Origin of the sequence: Rheinheimera sediminis (assembly GCF_004005375.1) — a bacterium.
Taxonomy (GTDB): domain Bacteria; phylum Pseudomonadota; class Gammaproteobacteria; order Enterobacterales; family Alteromonadaceae; genus Pararheinheimera.
Map to the genome: position 1 here is coordinate 80,507 of NZ_RZUF01000015.1, position 21,749 is coordinate 102,255.

21 protein-coding genes and 2 riboswitches are annotated in these 21,749 nt (G+C 46.8%); of the genes, 6 read left to right on the plus strand and 15 right to left on the minus strand.

The window, feature by feature from the left end; genetic code table 11:
• Window positions 1–9: 9 nt before the first annotated feature.
• Window positions 10–492 (minus strand): YajQ family cyclic di-GMP-binding protein, encoded by a 483-nt coding sequence (locus EMM73_RS11670; RefSeq protein WP_127686607.1) that lies wholly within the window; start codon window positions 490–492, stop codon window positions 10–12.
• Window positions 493–787: 295 nt separating this feature from the next.
• Window positions 788–1,006, plus strand: a riboswitch (cobalamin riboswitch).
• 34 nt (window positions 1,007–1,040) lie between these two features.
• Here EMM73_RS11670 and EMM73_RS11675 point away from each other — a divergent pair.
• Window positions 1,041–2,846, plus strand: coding sequence for a TonB-dependent receptor domain-containing protein (locus tag EMM73_RS11675; RefSeq protein WP_127686608.1), 1,806 nt, complete (start codon window positions 1,041–1,043; stop codon window positions 2,844–2,846).
• Between the two features lie 82 nt (window positions 2,847–2,928).
• On the opposite strand, the gene msrA is transcribed toward EMM73_RS11675, so the two are convergent.
• Window positions 2,929–3,462: a peptide-methionine (S)-S-oxide reductase MsrA gene (msrA, locus tag EMM73_RS11680; RefSeq protein WP_127686609.1), complete on the minus strand. Its 534-nt coding sequence runs from the start codon at window positions 3,460–3,462 to the stop codon at window positions 2,929–2,931.
• 70 nt (window positions 3,463–3,532) lie between these two features.
• Between msrA and EMM73_RS11685 the strand changes: the two genes are divergently transcribed.
• From EMM73_RS11685 to EMM73_RS11700, 4 genes are all read left to right on the plus strand, one after another.
• Window positions 3,533–4,534 carry an NAD(P)/FAD-dependent oxidoreductase gene (locus EMM73_RS11685; protein ID WP_127686610.1) on the plus strand — a complete coding sequence of 334 codons (1,002 nt, stop codon included), beginning with the start codon at window positions 3,533–3,535 and terminating at the stop codon, window positions 4,532–4,534.
• On the plus strand, window positions 4,531–5,271 hold the full coding sequence (locus EMM73_RS11690; RefSeq protein ID WP_261373390.1) for an SDR family NAD(P)-dependent oxidoreductase: 741 nt from the start codon (window positions 4,531–4,533) through the stop codon (window positions 5,269–5,271). Before EMM73_RS11685 ends, EMM73_RS11690 begins: the two co-directional genes overlap by 4 nt.
• Window positions 5,272–5,342: 71 nt before the next feature.
• A complete protein-coding gene (locus EMM73_RS11695; RefSeq protein WP_127686611.1) occupies window positions 5,343–5,720 on the plus strand; it encodes a PH domain-containing protein in 378 nt (125 codons plus the stop codon).
• Window positions 5,721–5,739: 19 nt separating this feature from the next.
• Window positions 5,740–6,615: a hypothetical protein gene (locus tag EMM73_RS11700; RefSeq protein ID WP_127686612.1), complete on the plus strand. Its 876-nt coding sequence runs from the start codon at window positions 5,740–5,742 to the stop codon at window positions 6,613–6,615.
• Window positions 6,616–6,993: 378 nt separating this feature from the next.
• Here EMM73_RS11700 and EMM73_RS11705 read toward each other — a convergent pair whose 3' ends face one another.
• The 10 genes from EMM73_RS11705 to EMM73_RS11750 form a co-directional block, all read right to left on the minus strand.
• Window positions 6,994–7,641, minus strand: a complete 648-nt coding sequence (locus tag EMM73_RS11705) for a DUF5610 domain-containing protein (RefSeq protein WP_127686613.1) — start codon at window positions 7,639–7,641, stop codon at window positions 6,994–6,996.
• A 77-nt stretch (window positions 7,642–7,718) separates the two neighbouring features.
• On the minus strand, window positions 7,719–8,564 hold the full coding sequence (locus tag EMM73_RS11710) for a cobalamin-binding protein (protein ID WP_127686614.1): 846 nt from the start codon (window positions 8,562–8,564) through the stop codon (window positions 7,719–7,721).
• A complete protein-coding gene (gene cobO, locus EMM73_RS11715) occupies window positions 8,561–9,172 on the minus strand; it encodes a cob(I)yrinic acid a,c-diamide adenosyltransferase (RefSeq protein WP_127686615.1) in 612 nt (203 codons plus the stop codon). The genes EMM73_RS11710 and cobO overlap by 4 nt, the downstream gene beginning before the upstream one ends.
• A gap of 21 nt (window positions 9,173–9,193) precedes the next feature.
• The gene (locus EMM73_RS11720; RefSeq protein ID WP_127686616.1) at window positions 9,194–9,784 is read right to left on the minus strand and encodes a histidine phosphatase family protein; all 591 of its coding nucleotides are present in this window, start codon (window positions 9,782–9,784) and stop codon (window positions 9,194–9,196) included.
• On the minus strand, window positions 9,771–10,301 hold the full coding sequence (gene cobU / locus EMM73_RS11725; protein WP_127686617.1) for a bifunctional adenosylcobinamide kinase/adenosylcobinamide-phosphate guanylyltransferase: 531 nt from the start codon (window positions 10,299–10,301) through the stop codon (window positions 9,771–9,773). The genes EMM73_RS11720 and cobU overlap by 14 nt, the downstream gene beginning before the upstream one ends.
• On the minus strand, window positions 10,298–11,080 hold the full coding sequence (locus tag EMM73_RS11730) for an adenosylcobinamide-GDP ribazoletransferase (protein ID WP_222422653.1): 783 nt from the start codon (window positions 11,078–11,080) through the stop codon (window positions 10,298–10,300). The genes cobU and EMM73_RS11730 overlap by 4 nt, the downstream gene beginning before the upstream one ends.
• Window positions 11,077–12,156, minus strand: a complete 1,080-nt coding sequence (gene cobT / locus EMM73_RS11735) for a nicotinate-nucleotide--dimethylbenzimidazole phosphoribosyltransferase (RefSeq protein ID WP_261373391.1) — start codon at window positions 12,154–12,156, stop codon at window positions 11,077–11,079. Before cobT ends, EMM73_RS11730 begins: the two co-directional genes overlap by 4 nt.
• Window positions 12,157–12,182: 26 nt before the next feature.
• A complete protein-coding gene (locus EMM73_RS11740) occupies window positions 12,183–13,181 on the minus strand; it encodes a FecCD family ABC transporter permease (RefSeq protein ID WP_127686618.1) in 999 nt (332 codons plus the stop codon).
• Complete coding sequence (locus tag EMM73_RS11745; protein ID WP_261373392.1) at window positions 13,178–13,963, minus strand: ABC transporter ATP-binding protein; 786 nt, start codon at window positions 13,961–13,963, stop codon at window positions 13,178–13,180. The genes EMM73_RS11740 and EMM73_RS11745 overlap by 4 nt, the downstream gene beginning before the upstream one ends.
• Before the next feature lie 113 nt (window positions 13,964–14,076).
• A riboswitch (cobalamin riboswitch) is annotated at window positions 14,077–14,238 on the minus strand.
• A gap of 75 nt (window positions 14,239–14,313) precedes the next feature.
• Entirely contained in the window at window positions 14,314–14,670 is a 357-nt protein-coding gene (locus EMM73_RS11750; RefSeq protein ID WP_127686620.1) for a PDZ domain-containing protein, read from the minus strand.
• 187 nt (window positions 14,671–14,857) lie between these two features.
• On the opposite strand from EMM73_RS11750, the gene EMM73_RS11755 reads away from it, so the two are divergent.
• On the plus strand, window positions 14,858–15,643 hold the full coding sequence (locus tag EMM73_RS11755) for a substrate-binding periplasmic protein (RefSeq protein WP_261373393.1): 786 nt from the start codon (window positions 14,858–14,860) through the stop codon (window positions 15,641–15,643).
• On the opposite strand, the gene EMM73_RS11760 is transcribed toward EMM73_RS11755, so the two are convergent.
• The 3 genes from EMM73_RS11760 to EMM73_RS11770 all read right to left on the minus strand — a co-directional run bounded on the left by EMM73_RS11760 (window position 15,633) and on the right by EMM73_RS11770 (window position 21,598).
• Window positions 15,633–17,240: an L-lactate permease gene (locus tag EMM73_RS11760; protein WP_127686622.1), complete on the minus strand. Its 1,608-nt coding sequence runs from the start codon at window positions 17,238–17,240 to the stop codon at window positions 15,633–15,635. The genes EMM73_RS11755 and EMM73_RS11760 overlap by 11 nt on opposite strands.
• Window positions 17,241–17,426: 186 nt before the next feature.
• Window positions 17,427–20,540: an efflux RND transporter permease subunit gene (locus EMM73_RS11765; RefSeq protein WP_127686623.1), complete on the minus strand. Its 3,114-nt coding sequence runs from the start codon at window positions 20,538–20,540 to the stop codon at window positions 17,427–17,429.
• Between the two features lie 2 nt (window positions 20,541–20,542).
• The gene (locus EMM73_RS11770; protein WP_127686624.1) at window positions 20,543–21,598 is read right to left on the minus strand and encodes an efflux RND transporter periplasmic adaptor subunit; all 1,056 of its coding nucleotides are present in this window, start codon (window positions 21,596–21,598) and stop codon (window positions 20,543–20,545) included.
• Between the last annotated feature and the right edge of the window lie 151 nt (window positions 21,599–21,749).

Sequence of the window (21,749 nt, forward strand, 5' to 3'; positions counted from 1 at the left end):
AACTCAGAATTAATCTCTGAAGTTCTTAAACTGGAAGGGTTGACCCAGGTTACTTGTTCTGATCAACTGCATTACCTCTTGCAGGTCATCACGCTTTTTACCTGTAACACGCAGCTCTTCTCCCTGAATGGCAACCTGTACTTTAATACTGCTGTCCTTGATCAGTTTAACTACCTTTTTGGCCATCTCTTTATCAATACCCTGCTTGATAGTGACATGGCGAGTGATGTATTTACCATGACGGTCTTCTTTTTCAATTTTGAAGCTGCTGACATCTAACTGCAGTTTGCTGGCTTTTGTGGCAAAAATGTCAAACAGCTGCATGACTTGTTGATCGGCTTCAGCTGTCAGTTCAATGTGCTCTTTGTTCAGCTCAATTTTGGCATCAACACCACGAAAATCAAAACGGGTTTCAAGTTCGCGTTTAGCGTTTTCAACCGCATTCTTTGCTTGATTCAGATCAATTTCAGAAACAATATCAAATGAAGGCATAGTTCTCTCTTTTTTCCATTGAAGATTATGTGGCTATTATAAGCTAAACAAAGCAAGGAGCGAACCTCATCTTTGTCCTATTGCAGGTTGATTAATGAGCATCTGACCTTGGGAATATCAGCTTCGCTGACAGGACTGACAAGGATTTTGTTTGTGGAGCTTTGTCAAATCCTTGTTTACTCTGCGCTGCGGTTATGGCCCAAGGCTTGCGTCTGCGGCCTTGAACCGCAATTTTACTTTTTCAATAACTGCGGATGTCTGGATTTCTATTGACTTTAAGATGGCCGCCGCTACACTGACCGCGCGTTTTTCAGGTGCCCAGAGAGTGTAAACGACATTTGAGGGTGAAACGGGAATCTGGTGAAAATCCAGAGCTGCCCCCGCAACGGTAACACAACAGAGAGCTTAGCTCTGGCTTTAATCAAACCACTGTCTTTGGATGGGAAGGGATTAAAATTACTACTAAAAATAGTCTGCTGTCAGCCCGGAGACCGGCCTGAAAAGTTTATTCACTATTCGGGACGCGGTGGGCGTCTTTGGGAGACATCATGTTTAAGAAATCTATGCTGGCGACAGTAGTCGTTGGCCTGCCTGCTTTTGTATTCGCCGATAGCTCGGATGATCCGCTGGAACATATCAGTGTGTACGCCACCCGCCAGGCTCAACCTGTGCACCAGATTTTATCTTCAGTGACCGTCATAGATCGTGAGCAAATTGAGCAAGCTCAGGTGTCTGATCTGCCTGCGTTATTGCGTCAGGTCGCTGGTGTACAAATCAGTCGCTCTGGCGGTAAAGGCCAGACCAACACTGTATTTATACGGGGTGGTGCTGCTGGTCACACCTTAGTGATGATTGACGGTGTTCGCGCTGGTTCTGCCACTTTAGGTTACGCTTCTTTAGCTGAATTATCTTTACAGCAGATTGAACAAATTGAAGTCATTAAGGGGCCTAAAGCTGCTTTATATGGCTCCGACGCTTTAGCTGGTGTGATAGCGATCACAACCCGTAAAGCAGACTATACCTCGGTACAGATGAAAACAGGTCGTTACCAAAGTCATGAAGCTGATATCGCCAGTAGCAAGCAGTTTGGTGCCTTAAAAGTCCGGGGTAATCTGGGCTGGTCAGATACTCAAGGTTTTGATGTTCGCCCTGGCACTCAGGCTGATAAAGACGGCTTTGATCAGCGTTATGGCAAGTTAGGCGCTGAATACAGCTCAGCTTTTGGTCTATGGTCAGCGGATCACAATGTGCTTAAAAGTACAGGTCAGTATGATTTTGATCCAACCTGGGGTCCTGGTGCTGATCAGGTGGAAACTAAAACCAATCAAAGCCGTTTAGGCTGGACCTTAGATGGCGAAAAATCCAGTCAGAAACTGAACCTGTCAACCAATAAAACTGAAGACTTAAATTGGGGCGACGAAAGTGCAGCAACTTTGTATGAAACCAAGCGACATGAGCTGGATTACCAATACAGTCGTCAGTTAACCAGCGAGTTTACTGCCTTAACTGGTGTAAACTGGTACCAGGAAGATGTGTCAGGCAGCGATTTAGGTTATGAAGTCGATTCCCGCGTTAACAGAGCTGTTTTTGCAGCTGTAAGCTATCTGTCAGGTTCCTGGTTGGCTGATGTGACAGGTCGTCATGACACACAAAGCCAGTATGGACATTACAACACCTACGAACTGGGATTAGGTTATCAGTTGACAAAGGAATTACTGGTTCGCGTTAGTCGCGGTAGCGCTTTTAAAGCGCCAAGCTTTAACGACCTGTATTATCCCTTCAGTGGCAACACAGCGTTAACTCCTGAAACTGCAACTTCTGATGAGCTCGGATTAAAATACAGTGCTGGTGAGCTACAGATTGAAAGTTCCATTTACCAGCAAAGTGTCAGTAACCTGATCCAGTGGGCGCCTATGGCTGATGGCAACTGGGTGCCACAAAACGTGGGTGAAGCGAAAATCAAAGGTGCAGAATTCAGCCTCAGCCAGAGCTGGCAACAATGGCAGCAGCAACTGGCTTATAGCTATACAGATGCGAAAGATCAGACCACAGATACGCCTCTGATCAAACGCTCTAAGCATACAGTGCATTGGCAGGGCGCTTATCAATGGCAGGACTGGCGTGTATTTGTCACCTCTGATTATCAGAGCGATTTCCATACAGGCGATTTTATGACGCCACAACTTGGCGGTTACACTTTGTGGGGCGCTGGTTTAAGTTACGACTTGAGTCCGCAGCTGCAGATTGCTGCTAAAGCTGACAACCTGACCAATAAAGATTATTTATATGTGCCGGGCTATGCCGCTGCAGGTGCTGAATGGTCGCTGCGTTTAAACTGGACACCTAAATTCTGATTTTTTAATTTGAATGAATAACTTAGCGCGGGTCAGAGTCACATTACACCTTAGGTTTAATTTTACTCTGACCCGCCTTGTGTTACACCTTAAGCAAACTGACAAAAGTCTGGCGAAACTTGGCGAGCTTAGGTGTGATTAAAAACTGGCAATAGGGCTGGTTGGTGTTCTGCAAATAATAACCCTGATGATACTCCTCAGCCGGATAAAAAGTAACTGCAGCTCTTACTTCCGTCACTATTGGCAGGTCAAATAATGCTCCCGCCGCTTGAATCGAAGTAAGTGCTTGCTGATGTTGTTCATCAGAATGATAAAATATTGCAGAGCGGTACTGAGTTCCTACGTCGTTACCTTGTCTATTTAATTGAGTAGGATCGTGCAGAAACCATAACACCTGCAGCAACTGCTCAAAACTGATTAAACGTGGATCAAATTCAAGCTGTACTACTTCGGCATGTCCTGTGGTCCCAGTGCAGATTTGGCGATAGTCCGGGTTTAAGGTTTGACCTCCCATATAACCACTAACAGCTTTTTCTACGCCCTTTAATTGATTAAATGCGGATTCGATACACCAAAAACAACCTGCAGCAAAAGTGGCGATTTCGGTCTGCTTCATGCGAATGCTCCATTATTGATCTTAAGCTTATGATACAGCGTAAAGTTAACACCAGTTCAAAAGAAAAATCATGATGAAAAATATTGCAGTGATAGGTGCCGGGCTGACTGGCGCAGCCGCAGCAGCAAAACTTGTTCAACAGGGCTATCAGGTTACTGTGTTTGATAAAGGTCGGGTTGCAGGCGGCCGAATGAGTAGCAAAAAAACAGAGCACGGCTATCTGGATATGGGCGCTCAGTATTTCACTGCTCGCAGCGATTTATTTAAGCAACAGGTGCAGCTTTGGCTTGAGGCTGGATGTGCGGATATCTGGGCTTGCAGAACTGCGCTTTTGTGTAATGACGAAGGCGTGACATCACTCGTCAGTTCTGCCGATGCCCAACTACGTTTTATTGGTGTGCCCTCCATGCAAAGCCCGGTAAAGAGTTTATTGCAGGCTATCCCCATAGTTACAGAATGTCGAATCGACAGGCTCAGTTATCAGCGACAATGGACTTTGTACTGTGCAAATAACCAAAGCTACAGCAATTTCGATGCGGTGCTGATTACATTGCCACCAGTTCAGGCGCAACAACTGCTGTCACAAAGCCAATTACCAGATTTGATCGCAACCAATTCTCAACTATTAGAACCTTGTTGGGCTGTGGCGGTACAAGCTGAGGCTTGTTCCATGGGGGACGCTATTTTTTGCCAACATCCCAAATTGAGGTTTATCAGCCATCAGCAGCATAAACAGGGCAGAACCTCTTGTTACATTCTGCATTTCAATGCGTCTTACAGCGCAGAACATCTGCAGGCAAGGCCTGAATTTTGGTTTGAACAAGCCATCACTATAGTGAGGGATGAATTGAATATACAGCATAGCATTGAACCTCTGGTGGCACATCGCTGGCTTTATGCCAGTCAAAGAGATCAAGCAATAGCGCCCGGCATTATGGCACTACCTGAACAAAAACTCTGGATCGGTGGGGATTGGAGTTTTGGTGGCCGCGTAGAAAATGCTTATCTGGCAGGATTAAATCTGGCTCAGGCACTGGTCGAAACTCAGCATTTGGCAGGGGAATTATCATGAGTGCTGTACTGATTATTGGCGCCAGCAGTGCAATTGGCGGTGCTTTAGCAAAACATTATTTGCAGCAAGGCGACACAGTGCTGTGGTTATCCCGTTTCGCTGCAGACGTTGATCATCCGCAGTTATACAGCATCCAAGCTCCAGATTTAGAGGGGCAGACTGACTGGGCTTTGCATCAAGACTTTCTTAGCTCTCTGGTCAACAGCTTGTTCCAGCATCAGGTCAGTCTGATTTTTAATTGCATTGGCTGGTTGCATCAAGGCGCTGACTCGAAATTGTTACCTGAAAAGAGTATCAGTCAAAGTTCTGTTGTGTTGATACGCAAAACCTTGCAGTTAAATCTGGAAGTACCGGTGTTTTATTTACAAGGACTCTGGCCTTATCTCAGCAAAACACCAGGGGTCCGCTATCTGCAGCTGAGTGCCAAAGTCGGCAGTATTAGTGACAACCAGATAGGGGGCTGGTATAGCTATCGCTCTGCCAAAGCTGCGTTAAACCAATGGATCAAAACAGCCAGTATTGAACTTAAACGTCACAATAAAACCGCAGTTCTGGTCTCGCTGCATCCCGGCACGACAGACTCAGCTTTATCTGCACCTTTTCAGCGTAATTTGCCGTCAGGGCAGTTAAAAACTCCGGCTCAGACGGCCTTATACCTTGCTGAGGTCGCACTACAACTCAAGCCAGAACAAAGTGGTTTATTGCTGAACTGGGATGGTGCTGTCGTTAGCTTTTAACTCTTGCTGTTGACCTGTGCTAAGGATAAGCTCAGTAAACAATGATCAAGCACGAGGCATCAAGAATAAGCATGGGACTTTTCAGTGGGTTGTTAGGTAACGCAGGTCACATAGATCTAGCTGAAGTTGAAGAAGAATTTAGCCAGATTTTATTAGCTGACGAAAAACTGCAACAGGCCTACAAAGTGATTCGTGACCTTATTGTATTTACCGACAAACGTTTGATTCTAGTCGATAAACAAGGTTTAACGGGTTCAAAAAAACAGTTTATGTCTATACCTTATCGCTCAATTGTACGTTTCAGTGCTGAAACCAAAGGTCATTTCGATCTGGAGTCTGATCTGCATATTTGGTTGAGCAGCGCTGATACAGCTATCACCAAAACCTTTAACAAAGACAGTTCAATTTTAGATGTACAAAAGGCATTGGCCTTGTACTGTTGTCGTTAAGCATAGGATGAACGTTTTTATGTTAGTACGGCAAGCTTTGGTACTGCTGTCGGCACTAAGTTTGGTTGCTTGCTCTTCAGTGCCTGCTCCTGTATCTACAGCAGTATTTAAAGCTGTAGAACTGCCTGCAGAACTGTCTGAAAGTTCTGGCTTACTTTGTATTGGTAATGAATTTATCAGCTTTAATGATTCTGGCGGTTTGCCTGAACTGTACAGGATCAATGCAGAAGGGAAAATACTGCAGCGGCTTAAACTGATGACAAAAAACATAGATTGGGAAGCCATTACAACAGACGGTCAATTTTTGTATCTGGCAGACATTGGCAATAATGCTGGTCAGCGATCTAGTCTATACATCCACAAAATCCCCTTGGATTGGCGTTTTTTAAAGCAACCCTATCAGCCTGTCACTTTGGAGATTAGCTTACCCCAACAAAGTGGGTTAAAGGCCCACCAGCATGATTTTGATTTTGAAGCATTGGTGTATCAACAGGGGGCTTTGTACTTATTCAGTAAAAGTTGGGCCAGCGAAAAAACAGTGCTTTACAGGCTCGACCCCCATTCGCAGCAGCAAGCTTTAGGCGTAGCTTTGCCATTGCAATCGCCTGACTTTTTAGTAACGGACGCGACTTTTGACAGTTTCACAGAGCAATGGTGGCTGGTAGGCTATACCCATCCTTTCAAAGCTATCTGGGCTTATTTGATTGGTTCAGGTTTTCAGGCGCAAATAGCCCGTTACGACGCGAGACTTCAGTTGCAGCAAGTGCAGCCACTGCCGACCCAAGGTCAGGTGGAAGGGCTCTGTATCGACGAGATGCGACAGATTTGGATCAGCGAAGAAGCCAGCCAGCAAAAGCCGGCAAGGTTGATAAAAACTGGTTTATCCACTGGCTGATAAAGGCTGCTGCCTATGATTTGCTTGCGCAGCAGCTTTTTGTTTAAAGTTGATGATGTCTTACTTTGCTGTCTTACTTCACCTGAGCTCGGAATAATGAGTGTCGAATGCACAGCATTTTGTTTTATAAATCATGAAGATAAACCAATTTGTATAAGTAGCGCAGGCCTTTAAATGGTGGTCACGAAGATTGTAGTGCTCTTCAGGTCATCTTTGATGCATCACTGGCATGAAGAGAGCGATTGACTCTGGTTACTGACGTAGAGCAGATAAAATAAAAAAACTGGCCTGAATGCGACAAGGCCAGTGTATAAACGGCTGGTTCCATGGCTTAACAGAAACCAACTTATCAGGAGAAGTACCCGGTTTTGGGCGAAGTTAAACTTTCACAGAAAAGCGCAGTTCGCTGCTGGTCTTGGCGGCAGTCGAGTCAGTCATATCTTGTGCTTCTGTGGTTTTATCTGGGTTTAATATCATTTCGCGGAATTTGGTAAAGCCTTCCTGGATCAGCGAATAAGTGCTGTCGATGTCGTCTGCTACTTTACCATTCAGTACACCCAAACCATCCAGAATGCCACGGGCATCTTCAAAACCTTTGTCTACACCTCCGCTTACTAAAGCGATAAATTTATCAAGGCGTTCTTCTTCTGACATATCCGGGTTTTGTGCGGAAAACTTTTGGTAAAAGGCGGTGGCAAAACCCACTATGCGGTCTGCTGTGGCTTGAGGTGACGTATCAACGCCACTCGCTTTAATCTTTTCTGCTGCATTAGGGCCAAATTCTGCTTCCAGCTCACTGTTAATGCCTTCTAATGCTGTTTTATACAATAACTTCATTGAGTTATCGTTATCGCCTGTGCTGAGCTTTAGCTGATTTTCCATAATAGTGGCATTCAGCTTTTGTTTGTTCATACGTGAAGCGTCATAGCCTGATAGTTTTTTCTCTTCAGTGGTTTCGCTGCTTTCTGCAATTTTGCTGGTCGCAGCCTGAGCATTTGACGAGCCGACACCGTTCACAGATGACATATTACACTCCCTTTGGGCGTTCATGAGGTTCAGTATAGTTCTGACTGATCAGGCTATCGGCGAGAGCTTTAATAACTTTAGGACTTTTTGGCAAAAAATTGCCGCGTCTTGTCTATGTCGGCGCAAAGTTGCCGCACACCTTGCAGCATCCTGCTGGTAGTTCTGTGCACTAAGTCGGAATCTGGCTGGCTAAATTGCTGATGTTTAACCGCAGGAATAGCTGACCAAGGACTCCAGTCGAGTAAAGTACGCGGCTCATTCACTGACATTGGCTGAATAATCAGCTGTGGCATACTGGCGATTACATGCTCTAAACTGACTTGCGGGTAATCACTCATCGCATTAGCAAAAGGATTTGTTGCGCCACATAGTTCTAATTGCTGCTGTGGCCAGGCATCTTGCGCCACAGTCGAGAGCGGCTGTTGCCATAATTCATAAAAGACAGTCACTTTGGTCTTTTTGCTGTAACGCTGATGCAGCTCTGCAAGGCCTAGCTCGACTAAAGTGGCTTGTTGCTCTGCCGTCGCCGTAGCGCCTGTCAGTTGACCTAAGATACGCAGCTCTTTGGCTATATCTGTCAGTTGCTTTGGGTTTGAATCTACTACATGCAGCCCAAACTGCCTTAGTTTTTGTACATCAGCTGGAGGGTTGCCGTCTGTCCAGGCCAGCACGAGATCAGGTTTTAACGCCAGAATTTTTTCCACCTGCAGTTGAGCATAATTGCCAACCCTAGGAATGCTTTTCGCCTGCAGCGGATAATCTGCATGGTCAGTAGTGCCGACTATCTTGTCACCCACGCCAAGGCTGTAAAGCTGCTCAACCAAATGAGGCGAGAGCGCAATGATACGCTGTGCTGGTTCTGCCTGAAGCTGCGAAGCCAGAAGTGCGAGGCAGCACAGCGCTGAGTTCCACAAATAACTCACCAGTCTATCCCTTTTTGTACTTGTATCCCTGAGTCAAACGCATGTTTGACGGACTGCACTTCGCTGACGGTATCCGCCATATCTATCAAAGTACGGTGAGCTGCCCGACCTGTGATCACCACGTGCTGAGTGGCAGGCCTGTTGTTTAATGCATTTACGACTCTGTCTAACTCAATATAATGGTAACTGATCATGTAGGTCAGCTCATCCAGCAATACCAATTGAATCGTCTCGTCCCGTAAAAACTGCTCGGCTTTGGCCCACACCAGCTCAGCGGCAGCTATGTCTGCTGCTCTGTCTTGAGTATCCCAGGTAAAACCTGTATTCATCACGGCAAACTCCACACCGTGTTGCTGTAATAAATTACGTTCGCCACAGTCCCAACTGCCTTTAATAAACTGCGCCACCGCTGCATTTAAACCATGGCCTACAGCTCTGGCTACAGTACCAAAACCTGCAGTCGACTTACCTTTACCATTGCCAGTGATCACTAAAAGTAAGGCTTTGTCTGTGTTAGCGGCAGCTATCCGACTATCGACCTGCTCTTTTAGTTTTTGCTGACGTTTTTTATGGTTTTGCTGCTTTAGATCTGTTTTTTGCTCAGTCATCTGGGTTCTCTTTAAATAAAATTAAATGCCAAGGCTACCAATACACTGGATTTGCCAGGGACTATGCTCGTTATAGCGGCTAATGCGGCTGACACTGCCATAGGAAACTGATACTCGTTGCAGCCATTTGCTCTGTTGTAGGTCAATATCTAATAAGAAGGCAAGTAGTACGCGGATCACACCAGCGTGGACCAGCCACAGCTCCTGTTGCTGCTGATAGCCACTATGCCGCTCAAAAGCTTGAAGTACTCTTTGCTGGAATTGCGTCAGAGATTCACCTTGAGGGGGAGTTACGCTATAGGGCGTTAGCCAGAATTGCTGTTGTTCTGGCCAGTAGCAGTTGCGTTCGTCAAAAGGAACGCCATCCCACTGACCAAAATTCATCTCTTTTAAATCAGCTTCAAGCGCTAGATCCAGTTGTAAACGCAAGGCTTGTTGTTCTGCGCTCTGGCGGCAACGCTTCAAAGGAGAGCTCAGGATATGCTGATAAGACTGTGTTGACAGCCAGTCCAGACAAGCGGGAGATTGCTGTTGTAGTGGTATGTCGGTCCAGCCATAGAGAGCTGCAGGTCCAGCGACAGGGCCATGGCGCACCAAATCAATTTGCTGCATCTGGACCTCTTTTTAAATAAAGTGGTAGACCAGCGGCAACAAAAATCACCTGATCACAAAGTTTCGCCAGTTGTTGATTCAGCCAGCCCTGCTGATCGACAAAAAGCCGATTCAGCTCGCCGACTGGAACTATCCCCATCCCCACTTCATTGCTGACCATGAATAAATTTCCCTGAAACTGACGCACTGCATCTGCAACTTGTTGACGTGCAAATGTAAAATCCTGCTCCGGGTGGTGATACAACTGGTTATTCAGCCATAAGGTCAAACAATCCACCACTAAGGTCTGGCCGGAGCCTGAGAGCTTGACTAAAGCTTCTGCCAATAACAAAGGGCATTCAAGTACAGACCAGTCTTTCCGCCTTTGCTGCTGGTGGAGTTTGATTCGCTGTGCCATCTCAGTATCAAAAGCTGTAGCTGTGGCTATATAAATTACAGAGTCTGAATCTGCAGCTAATGATTCTGCCAAACTGGATTTACCGCTGCGGGCTCCACCTAAAATCAGAGTTTTGCTCATTGTTGCCTCCATAGCATCAGCCAGATCAGGTATAAACTCAGTTCGGTAAGCTGTTGGGCTGCACCCAATAAATCTCCGGTGTAGCCTTGTAGCTGACTGCGGTAATAAAAAAACAACAGAGCAAAACACAGCAGTAGTGTCGCCAGCAAAGACAGAGCCAAAGGCCAGGGCAAAACAGATAAAAGCGGTAATACAAATAGCCAGATCCAGACCAAAGTCCGTTTTTGCAATGAAGTCGCTATGGGTTTGGTTTTACTGACAGCATCTAACTGCTGATAAGGTAAAACAAAAATCAGGCTGATTGCTGTGGCACGTGATAAACCTGCGACCAGCACTAAAGCCCAGGCGGCTTGCGTTTCCAGTGCGACCAGACTTTGCCATTTGAGTAAAAATACCGATAGCAAAGTGACTAAGCCATAAGTGCCTATTCTGCTGTCTTTCATAATCTCAAGCTTGCGCTCAAGATTTAATCCTCCGCCTAAACCATCAGCTGTATCGGCCAGGCCATCCTCATGAAAAGCACCTGTGAGCACTAATCCAGTTAGTAAAGCCATTAGAACCGCAATGGAAAAGGGCAATAATTGAGCTGTGGCGAGCAATACCAGCCCCTGCAAAATTCCCAGTAGTAATCCAACCAGACTTAAATAACGACTACTTTGGTTAAATAACTCTGAACTGTATGGTGTCGACTTGGGGACGGGAATGCGGCTGAAAAATGACAAAGCCAGACAGAATAACTGCCATTGCCTGACCAACCAATTCAGCAGACCCTGTATCACTGGACTGCTCCATCTGCGGCATTATGGGGCTCAACGACTTGAGTAACACCGGCATCAGCAAAGCTAGCCATATCATTATAAAAACTGATAGCTGCTTTGACTAAGGGCACGGCTAAAGCCGCGCCAGTGCCTTCGCCTAAACGTAAACCTAAATGAAGTAACGCTGTCGCATTGAGCGCTGTTAATACAGCCTTGTGGCCTGCTTCAGCGCCTTGATGGGCAAATAATAAATAATCCCGGCAGTTTGGAGCTATCGCGCAGGCGAATAAGGCAGCTACTGAGACGATAAAACCATCGATCAGCACAGGTTTTTGCATGGCTGCTGCACCTAAAATAGCGCCGCAAAGTTGTACTATTTCAAAGCCGCCAAATTCAGCCAGTATCGACAGCGGCTGTTTCGAATAAGGCCGTTGCAGTGCCTGTTGGATCAAAGCGCACTTTAATTCAAACTGCTGATCGCTGATCCCCGTGCCACGGCCAACACAGGTGTGAAGAGGTAAATCCGTTAAGGCCGCCAACAAGGCTGCAGCGCTACTGGTATTGGCGATACCCATCTCACCGAGCAGCAATAAATCACAGCCGGCGAGCAACTCCTGGCGCGCTGCATGGCGACCTAAGGCTAAACCCGCCTCCACCTGAGCTAGGGTCATAGCTGGGCCCTGACTGAAGTCTGCTGTACCGCAACCCAAAGATTGCTGAATTAAGCCAACAGCATCGGACAAAGGCTGCAGTAAGCCTGCATCGACCACGCGAAGCTCAATCTGATTGCTGCGGCAGAAGCAATTTGCCGCTGCGCCACCAGCTAAAAAGTTCGATACCATCTGCTGAGTCACTGCACTTGGCGCTATGCTGATCCCATGGCTATTGATACCGTGATCTGCGGCAAATATCAGCAACACGGGTTTGTCTATAGCCAGCTTGTCGCTATTTTGCGTCTTGCTTTGGAGCAGTGCCAACTGCAATGCCAGATCCTCAAGCACTCCAAGGGCGCCCAGAGGTTTGGTTTTTAAATTGATTCGCTGTTGTATAACAGATGTTGCTGTTTTATCTAAAGCGGGGATCTCAAAACTCACCACAGACTCTACTCCAGTGTAATAGGCAATTAGCCGCGTCGGTATTTAAATAACATGGATAAAAAGAACAGACTGCCAATAGCTGACGTCACTACTCCGATAGGCAGCTCTTGAGTAGGAAGCAAACTACGGGATAAGGTATCTACGCCCGCCAAAAATATTGCGCCTAACCAGACTGAACCTAAAAGTAAAGCCACGCTGGATAACCCGAACAAGGAGCGCACCAGATGAGGGATCATCAGTCCAACAAAGGCTATACCGCCACAAAAAGCCACAATAGCGGCACTGACGGCAGCACAGAGCAGCAAGATCACCAGGCGTAAAGGTTGCACATGAACGCCTAAACTACGTGCACTTTCGTCGGTTAACACCAAAGCATCCAGTTGTCGTCTGTATAATAAAGCCAGTAGTAAAGTGAGCACGACCAAGGGAAAAATCAAAGTAACCTGAGTCAGACTGGCCTGACTTAAACTGCCCATCAGCCAAAACATGACGCGGTTGGCAGCAAAAGGTTCTGATATATACAATAAAGTGGTCGTAATGGCGCTGAGCATAAAGCTTACAGCAACACCACAAAGCAGCAGGCTTTCCAGGCGTTGCCAGCGACTGCTGGCACCCAGAATCAATACCAGAAATACAGCCAGCAAAGCGCCGCAGAAGGCGAACAGCGGCGTAAGTAGTTGCCACTGTGGTAGCACTATAGTAGCTATAGTTGCACCCAATGCAGCCCCTGAAACTATGCCAAATAAATAAGGATCTGCGAGTGGATTGCGGCTGGCGTTTTGTAACAAGGCGCCACAAAGCGCTAAACCTGCGCCCGCCAGCAACGCCAATAGTAGACGTGGAAAACGCAGTTGCCAAAGTACAGTAGATTGCATCTCGTCCAGAGGTACTATGCCGAGCAGTGCGCTGATACTAATGGAGACTGAGCCAGAGGTTAATGCACAAAGACAGACCAGCAGTAACACTACTGTTGCCAGTAAAAGACGCACAGGCACTGGCAACACAGCCAATAAAGCGTGGTTCATAAGTCGTCCTTGTAACCAAAACTGACACGCGGACAAGCGCCAAAAGGGTTGAGGTCGATTAAGCAGGGAATTCTGAACACCCTGGTCAACAGGTCTTCTGTCATTACCTGTTGCGGTGTGCCGTCAGCCACTAATTGACCTTGGTTCAGCAGTAATACCCGGTCGCAGTATCGTGAAGCCAGATTTAAATCATGAATACTGGCAAGCACTGTAATCTTCAGCGCTTTGGCGATACGCAGTACCTGATGCTGATAATACAGATCCAGATGGTTAGTAGGCTCGTCCAGCAGTAACAACAAGGGGCTTTGCATCACAGCACGTGCCAACAGTACCCTTTGTTGTTCTCCCCCGGATAAATGAGCAAAAGAGTAAGCTTCTTTATGTGCCAAGCCGACCAGTTCCAGACTTTGCCTGAGTTGTTGCATGTCCTGCTTTGTATTGGTGTGCCACAGGGCTTTATGTGGGATCAGCCCCATCAGCACCACATCGGCTACTGTCAGATCAAACAAAGGACCGGAGATCTGACTGACCAGTGCCACTTTGGCGGCGAGTTCTGACTGACCGAAGCTTTGTAGGGGGTGATTTTGCAATTTAATCTGGCCGGAAGAAGGCTGATATTCTTTTTGCAGCAGTCGCAGCAGACTGGTTTTACCTGCGCCATTGGGGCCAAGCAAACCGACAAACTGACCTGTTTGAATTGCAAAATTCAGCCCAGTTAAAATCTGTTGCTGATCAATATGTAACTGCACCTGCAAAAATTCGACAACCGGGGTTTGGCCCACTGCAAAGCTCCATTGATAAGCGGGCAGGAACCAGGAAAGGCAGTAAAACAACTGCAGAATTCCGGCACAGTGTAAGCCCGCACTGTGTGTTGCACAGACCATAGATCTTGCAACGCCTGAGGTTTGTAAAGGCAGGACATCTGACTTGCTGGTTTCTGATCGTCTCAGAGCCGCTTACAGTTGCGGGTACAGTACAGGATTTACACCTGTTTCCCTCTTCGGTTCTATGCAATAGTCAGTCACTTTTGCAGAACACCTTCAACAAAACCAGCGCAGTGTAGCAGAGGGCAGGGCCGGACGTCAGTAGAAATGTCCGGTGGTCTCCTGGCCTTTTACAGATAGATGAGGGATTATTCCGCAATAATAGTTTTTGTCAGCTCAGCGCCATCTGCTTGTTTTATTAAAAAGACAACAGCTTGGCCTTTATTTTTATTCATCAATTTTTTAGCGTCATCGGCAGGACAACCCGGAATAGCACAGTCGGCAATTTTCAGGATTTGGTCGCCAACCAATACCCCAGCTTTTTCTGCTGCTCCGCCTGGAACCAGCTTTTTCACTTTAGCACTGGCCAGGGTAGGGTTAAAAAAGCCTCCTTCGACAGCAATATTCAGCGCCAGGCCAATTTTTCCTTTTTCAGTCGCCAGAACTGAACCAGACCAAGCAGAGAACAAAACCCCTAAGCACCATAGCGCTGCTCTTTTATTCATGATGACAATTCCTTTTCTGCAGGTTTACTAGTGAAACCCAATGTTTACATCAATGACCATAAAATGAATGCAGCAGCTTCACAAGAGCAATAAGGAAAAAAATCGCTAGGGCCGACCTTTGGCTTCTGGTAAAGCGGTTTTGGCCGTGTAATAGTAGAGTCGTCTGATCGAACCAATGGGATCTTTGATGTTCAAAAGGTTAATGTTTTGCATAGCGCTCTGCCCTTGCTTCACTGAAGCTTGTGTTTTGCGTATGGCCGCGGAAACTAATTTTCCACCTTATCAGGTATTAAAAGATCAAAACTGGCAGGGGCAGACAGTGGAACTGGCACAAATGCTGGCCACTGAAGTTGGTTGTGAATTACATATAGTCAACATTCCCTGGTTACGTGCTTTGGCTCAAATCAAATCGGGTGGCTTGGATCTGGTCAGTCACTTGTCATATAGCGAGGCCAGAAAAAAAGACTTTGCTTTTATTGGTCCTCATCATAATGAATCCATGTGGTTGATTGGTAATCCTGCCACATTACCCAAAGTTACAGAGTTAAAAGATCTAACTGAGACGGTCGATTTGGGGCGTATTGCGGAATTGATTGGTGCTTATTACGGCGAGGAATTTTCGCGGTTAAAGCAAAATGCTTTTTTTGCCCGGCAACTGGTGAGTATCAGCAGTATTCAGGACAAGCTGGCGCTTCTGGAAGCAGGTCGGGTTAATGCCATATTGGAGGACGATTCAGTGCTGCAATATTGGCAAAGCAATGGATATAAAAATGCAAATAAATACCAGCCTTTAGTGTTGGTATACCAAAGTCCAGTGTATTTTGGCTTCAGCAAAACTACACTGTCCAGACCTATGTTAGTCAAGCTGCAAAACGCCTGGCTGAAGTTATTTGAGCAAGGAGACATCACAAAAGTAGCTCAGCGTTATCAGGTAAAAACTGCTGAGTTACTGCCTCCATCTTCTAAGTTGTAAACCTGAGCAGCAGCACAGCCACAGCGCTTGCCAGCAGACAATACAACGCCATAGGAAATAGAGTAAAGCGCATAATTTGTCCTTCCTGCCCTGTTAGTTTGACAACAGATGCGGCAGCAACCACATTGACCACACACAGCATATTTCCAGCGTTAGCCCCAAGCATTTGCAGCGCCAATACCCAGTGCAGTGGCAGGCCAGACTCAGTAGCCAACTGTTGTTGCATACTGGCAAACATCAGGTTGGAAAAAGTAGCAGAACCCGCGATAAATGAACCCAAAGCTCCGACCCAAGGGGCAAACCAAAACCAAAGATGGGAAAGATGCTCGCTGGCGATGGCAGCCAGATAGAGTGGCATAGCTGGTAAGTCAGCACTGTTTAGGTCTGAATGTAAAAATAGTCGTACCATAGGCACAGCGCTTGCCAGCGTAATAGCTGCTGGCCATATTCTGCTTAAGCTCTCTGCCGTAGCTTTACCTAGTAAACGGCGACGCTGACGTTGCCAGGGCAGCAGTATTAGCAGGGTTAAGACAAACAAAGTTCCCGGCAGATACAAAGGTTGCATGGTCGCAGACAAGGTAGAACCAAAAATACCTGACCACTTAAACTCCACTGACTGCAGAGCTGCTTTAAAAGGCAAAAGCTCCAATCGGCTAAGGATCAATAACGTGGCCAGCAGCAGATAAGCCCCCCAGGCTTTGAACACATGGAGTTTGTTTAATTCTGTGCTCTGATCTGGAGCTAAATCTGTGTTCTCTGGCTGGCAGCGCCAAACCTGAGCTGGCACTGCCACACCAAAGCGCACCAGTAAAGTCAGTAGTACTAAGCCTGATAAGGCGCCTAATAACGATGGAAACTCGGGACCAAGGTAGCGGGCCACCAAAAAGGCAGGCACGCTATAGCAAAGTCCGGATAAAAAGGCCAGGGGGGCTATGGCTAAACCCGAGCGCCAACTTGGGGTATCACTGAAAAAACGGCAGAGCAGCAGGCACATTATTACAGGTATCAGACTGGCGCAAAGTAAATCTATACCAGCCGCCATCACAGCGCTTTGTTGGATCAGATCCGGCGATACGCCGGGTAAACCATTGGTCAGTCCAACCAATACCGGAGTACCGATGGCACCAAAAGACACTGGTACTGAATCTGCTATTAAGGTCAGCACCACGGCAGCAAGTGGCTTGAAACCCAGCGCTATCAACAAAGGTGCGGCTATCGCTGCCGGAGTGCCAAAACCTGCAGCGCCTTCTAAAAATGCCACCAGCAACCAGCCAACAAAAAGTAATTGAATACGCTGGTCCGCAGAGATGCTGATAAAGCCACGACGGATCATCAAAAAGCTGCCATTATTCTCAAGAAGGTTCAACAGCAATAAAGCACCAAACACTACCCAGAGTACAGTTGCGGCAATCACCAATCCCTCCGCTACACTGGCTGCTATGGTTAGGGGGGGGACTGACCAGACAGTGGCAGTGATCAGCGCTGTACCGAGTAAACACAATGGCATGGCTTTACGGGCGGGCCAGCGTAAAATCACCAGAAACACAAACACACTAAGCACTGGGAAAAGTGCAGAAAACAACAGCCGGTAATCCATTTGCCTGAGTCCTTGCTTTCTAATTTTGTCTGTAGCTAAGTTAGCTGATATTTAGTTGCCTAAACCAGATCCAGAACAAAAACAAATGAATAAATTGCAGAAGAAAAGTCAATTGAAGCGGTTCACAGCAGTGAAATCATAGCCTCTGCAGCTTGTACAGTGCTGCAGAGGCTATGATGAGGAGGATTAATGCGGTTGTTCTGGCTTAGCCGGTCTCTCTGAGTCCAGTTGCTCTAACTGCTTACTGATAGTTTGTGGTGAGCCGGTATTACGTGCCAACGCCATATAAGCGACAGGGACCACATAAATAGTCAGTAAAGTTGCTATGCCGACACCCGCGAAGATCACCATACCTATCACCATCCGGCTTTCTGAGCCAGGACCTGAAGTGACAATCAGTGGAATAGCACTGAATACAGTCGTAAAAGCGGTCATCACTATCGGACGTAAACGTAAAGCTGAAGCGCGTTTAATCGCCTCTTCAAATTCCACGCCAGCATCCCGCAGCTGATTGGCAAACTCAACGATAAGAATGCCGTTTTTCGCCACTAAACCTATCAGCATAACTAAGCCTATCTGGCTGTAAATGTTCAGCGTCATACCGGAAAAATACAGCCCGGCCAAAGCTCCAACTAAACCCAAGGGCACGGTTAGCATGATGATCAAAGGATGAACAAAACTCTCAAACTGAGCAGCCAGAACCAGATAAGTGATCAGCAGCGCCAGTGCAAAAACAAGCACAGTCGATTCGCCGCTTTCCTGGAAAAGCAGCGATTCGCCTTTGTAATCTATACCCACTGTGCCTTCGATATTGTCTTTGACTGTTGTTTCCAAAAACTCCAAAGCTTCACCCAGACTGTAACCTGGTGCCAGATTGGCAGTGATAGTGATACTGCGCATTCTGTTATATCTGTTCAGGCTGGAGGTGGTTGCGGCTTCTTTTAAGCTAACCAGATTGTCCAATGGCACCAGTTTGCCAGACTCAGTTGAGCGCACATAGACATTGCTGATGCTACCCGGTTGAGCAAAGTCTTTATCTTCACCTTCCAGTATTACATCATATTCTTTACCACGGTCGAGGAATGTAGTGACTCTGCGTCCACCCAGCATAGCCTCCAGTGCCTGACCTACAGCACCAACCGAAATGCCTAAATCGGCGGCTCTTTCGCTGTTAATTTCTACCAGAACCTGCGGCACCGTTTCTTTATAGTCATGATCCAGCATCAGCAGGTTTGGGTTCTCTGCAGCTTTGGCCATGACGATGTCGCGCCACTCAACCAGTTCCTGATAGGTATTGCCCTGAATGACAAATTGTACCGGTCGACCACCGCCACGCCCGCCACCTAAACCGCTACGCATAAAGGTAAAAGCTTTTACATCAGGTAATTCATTCAGCTTACCACTGACCTCCTGCATCAATTCAGGGGTTCTTCTTTTGCCGTTGCTCCAGTTTTCTGTGCCTATGATGGCCACGCCTCCGGAATTGCCCCAGCCAGGCACCCGGATCAATAAGCGGTTAAATTCGCCCGTTTCGTAGTAGGGCAGCAGAATATCTTCAATCAGCCTCATATTACGGCTGTTGTTGGCATAGCTTGCTCCCTCAGCTCCACTCATATTGACAAAAAAAGTACCTCTGTCTTCCTGTGGTGCCAGCTCCGAAGGAATGAGCTTCAATAGCATCAGCGTAGCTACAAAGCTAAGCCCTAACACCGCCAGTGTTGGCCAGCGATAACTCATCACGCCGTTGAGCTGATGTCTATACCCGGTTTCCAGCTTAGCAAAACCTTTATGCATAGCCGCGCTGAAACGGGATTCGCGTTTTTTGTGCGTCAGTAATTTACTGGCCAGCATAGGGGATAGCGTTAAAGCGGTAATGCCAGAGAAGACCACTGCAGCCGCTACAGCCAAAGCAAACTCGGTAAAGAGTTTGCCAAGCTCACCTTGCATAAACACCAGAGGTACAAACACAGAAATCAGTACCAAGGTTGTAGCCACTACAGCAAAACCGACCTCTCTGGCGCCACGGTAGGAGGCTAATAGCGGATGTTCACCTTCTTCAATGCGTCGATAAATATTTTCCAGCACCACAATGGAATCATCTACAACTAAACCTATAGCCAGTACCATAGCCAGCAGGGTTAATAAGTTAATCGAAAAGTCGAGCGCATAAAGCACGGTAATAGCAGCAACCAGAGCTACAGGTACTGTGACTGCCGGAATAAAGGTGGCGCGTAAATTGCCAAGAAACAGGAAAATAACCAGCACTACCATTCCCATGGCGATGCCCAAAGTGTTGTACACCTCTTTGATCGACTCAGCGATAAACAGGGACGAGTCGTAGCCTGGTTCTATCGTCGTGCCTGCAGGCAAAGTCGCTTTTACTTTTTCCATTTCGGCGCGGGCATTTTTCACTACATCCAGCGTATTGGCTTTTGACTGTTTAATAATGCCAATACCCAGCAAGTTTTTACCGTCACCACGGAATTCATTTTCCTCGTCTTCCGAGCTCAAGATAACTTGTGCCACCTCGCCTAAACGCACCAAGTAGTTGTCTTCACCCCGTTTTATGGCTAAGCGATTGAAATCTTCCTGAGTTTTGTAGGTACGTACCACCCGAACCGTAAAGTTACGATCTTCAGATTTGATATTTCCCGCAGGCAATTCAACGTTCTCAGCCCGCAGCACAGTTTCAATATCCTGCACTGTGACTCCGCGGGCGGCCATCGCATCTTTATCTAACCAGAGCCTCATGGCATAGCGACGTTCGCCGCCAATCTGAATACGAGCTACGCCATCGACCACAGAAAAACGTTCCACTATGTAGCGGTCGGCATAATCGGACAACTCAAGGTTGGTCATGGTTTCGCTATTCAGCACGAACCAGGCAATGGTGTCATCATCTCCGTCTGCTTTAAAAACCTCAGGCGGAAAGGCCTGGTCTGGCAAGTTATCTAAAATACGCGAAACCCGCTCACGCACATCGTTGGCTGCGGCGTCTATGTCACGATTAACATTAAACTCTATAGTGACATTAGAGCGGCCATCACGACTGTTAGAACTGATGTTTTTGATGCCCTCAATGCCGGAGATCCGATCTTCAATAGGTTGAGTGATTTTGGTTTCTACGATCTCGGCGGACGCACCAGGATAATCTGTACTTACTGTGACTATAGGCGCATCAATATCAGGAAACTCACGCAGCGGCAGCATAGTGAAGCATACAATACCGAAAATAAGTAAGATCAGATTAACTACGGTGGCAAAAACCGGTCTTTTAACCGAAACATCTGAAAGCCACATGCTTATTGCCCCACTTTGGTGATCAATGAACCAGAACGAATTTTGGTCGTACCTTCAATCACCACTTCATCACCTGCGTTCAGGCCGGAGATAATCTCCACCAGGCCCGACATACGTTGACCAAGCTGAACTTCGGTTTGTATCGCATTATTGTCTTTGTTGACGACAAAGACATAATGTTTGTTTTGCAATGGCACTATGGCCTTTTCAGAAATTTGCAGCGCCTGCACTTCATCTAAAATCACGCTGACATTTAGCAGCATACCAGGACGTAATTCCAGTTGACCATTAGGCACTAAAGCATGGACCTTCACGGAACGTGTAATGGGGTCTAACCTGGTATCTATGGCTTTGATCTCTCCTTTAAATACTTGACCAGGATAAGCCACACTGCTGGCGTTTACCGCCATACCGGCTTTTAGCTGTGCCAGATAATACTCGGCGACGCTGAATTCAAGGCGGATCAGATTTAAATCGTCCAGCGTGGTCAGTACAGTGCCCGCTGTTAAATAAGCGCCTTCACTGACCTGACGTAACCCCAGAACCCCAGCAAAAGGCGCTCTTATTGTCATTTCATTTAAACGTGCCTTGACTGCATCCAATTGAGCTTGAGTCGTTTTAACCCTGGTCTGTTGTTCGTCCAACAAGGATTGCGCTGTGGCTTGAGTTCTTGCCAGATTTTTTACTCTGTCTAACTGACGTTTCTGGTCAAGCAAAGTTGCGGATAGCTCTGCAACCCGGGCACGTTCTTCGACATCGTTTAACTGTGCTATTAAGTGATCTTTCTCGACTCGCTGGCCCTCACGAATATGCAGCTCAGTCAGATAGTCACTGGTATTGGTTACAATGTGCACTGACTGATTGGCAAGCGCTGTTCCAAGACTGCTGACCTGACGAACTAAAGATGACAGACTGACCACCTGAGTGTTGACTAAAGTGGCTGAATTTTTCGCCTTTTGTTCTTCTTCAGGAGATTGATTTTGAGAAAAAAGATAGGCAACAAAGGCAGACATTCCAATCAATAAAACCCATATCAGGCGCGAATTTTTTTGCGTCACGGTAACTCCAGTCTGGTACTCTTTAAGTAGTGGGCCTTATTGTAGGGAATAATAGTCAGCACAGTGCACTGATTATCGCAATGACTCAGGTGTTGGTCGTATCGGAGGAGTGAATGTCGGAACAAAAATGTGAGTTTTGTCACAATATGCG

What these genes read in the sequence shown, in the direction of transcription:
- EMM73_RS11670 (WP_127686607.1), bottom strand. Translation starts at nt 492, where the DNA reads ATGCCTTCATTTGATATTGTTTCTGAAATTGATCTGAATCAAGCAAAG.
- EMM73_RS11675 (WP_127686608.1), top strand. Translation starts at nt 1,041, where the DNA reads ATGTTTAAGAAATCTATGCTGGCGACAGTAGTCGTTGGCCTGCCTGCT.
- msrA (WP_127686609.1), bottom strand. Translation starts at nt 3,462, where the DNA reads ATGAAGCAGACCGAAATCGCCACTTTTGCTGCAGGTTGTTTTTGGTGT.
- EMM73_RS11685 (WP_127686610.1), top strand. Translation starts at nt 3,533, where the DNA reads ATGATGAAAAATATTGCAGTGATAGGTGCCGGGCTGACTGGCGCAGCC.
- EMM73_RS11690 (WP_261373390.1), top strand. Translation starts at nt 4,531, where the DNA reads ATGAGTGCTGTACTGATTATTGGCGCCAGCAGTGCAATTGGCGGTGCT.
- EMM73_RS11695 (WP_127686611.1), top strand. Translation starts at nt 5,343, where the DNA reads ATGGGACTTTTCAGTGGGTTGTTAGGTAACGCAGGTCACATAGATCTA.
- EMM73_RS11700 (WP_127686612.1), top strand. Translation starts at nt 5,740, where the DNA reads ATGTTAGTACGGCAAGCTTTGGTACTGCTGTCGGCACTAAGTTTGGTT.
- EMM73_RS11705 (WP_127686613.1), bottom strand. Translation starts at nt 7,641, where the DNA reads ATGTCATCTGTGAACGGTGTCGGCTCGTCAAATGCTCAGGCTGCGACC.
- cobO (WP_127686615.1), bottom strand. Translation starts at nt 9,172, where the DNA reads ATGACTGAGCAAAAAACAGATCTAAAGCAGCAAAACCATAAAAAACGT.
- EMM73_RS11720 (WP_127686616.1), bottom strand. Translation starts at nt 9,784, where the DNA reads ATGCAGCAAATTGATTTGGTGCGCCATGGCCCTGTCGCTGGACCTGCA.
- cobU (WP_127686617.1), bottom strand. Translation starts at nt 10,301, where the DNA reads ATGAGCAAAACTCTGATTTTAGGTGGAGCCCGCAGCGGTAAATCCAGT.
- EMM73_RS11740 (WP_127686618.1), bottom strand. Translation starts at nt 13,181, where the DNA reads ATGAACCACGCTTTATTGGCTGTGTTGCCAGTGCCTGTGCGTCTTTTA.
- EMM73_RS11750 (WP_127686620.1), bottom strand. Translation starts at nt 14,670, where the DNA reads ATGAATAAAAGAGCAGCGCTATGGTGCTTAGGGGTTTTGTTCTCTGCT.
- EMM73_RS11755 (WP_261373393.1), top strand. Translation starts at nt 14,858, where the DNA reads ATGTTCAAAAGGTTAATGTTTTGCATAGCGCTCTGCCCTTGCTTCACT.
- EMM73_RS11760 (WP_127686622.1), bottom strand. Translation starts at nt 17,240, where the DNA reads ATGGATTACCGGCTGTTGTTTTCTGCACTTTTCCCAGTGCTTAGTGTG.
- EMM73_RS11765 (WP_127686623.1), bottom strand. Translation starts at nt 20,540, where the DNA reads ATGTGGCTTTCAGATGTTTCGGTTAAAAGACCGGTTTTTGCCACCGTA.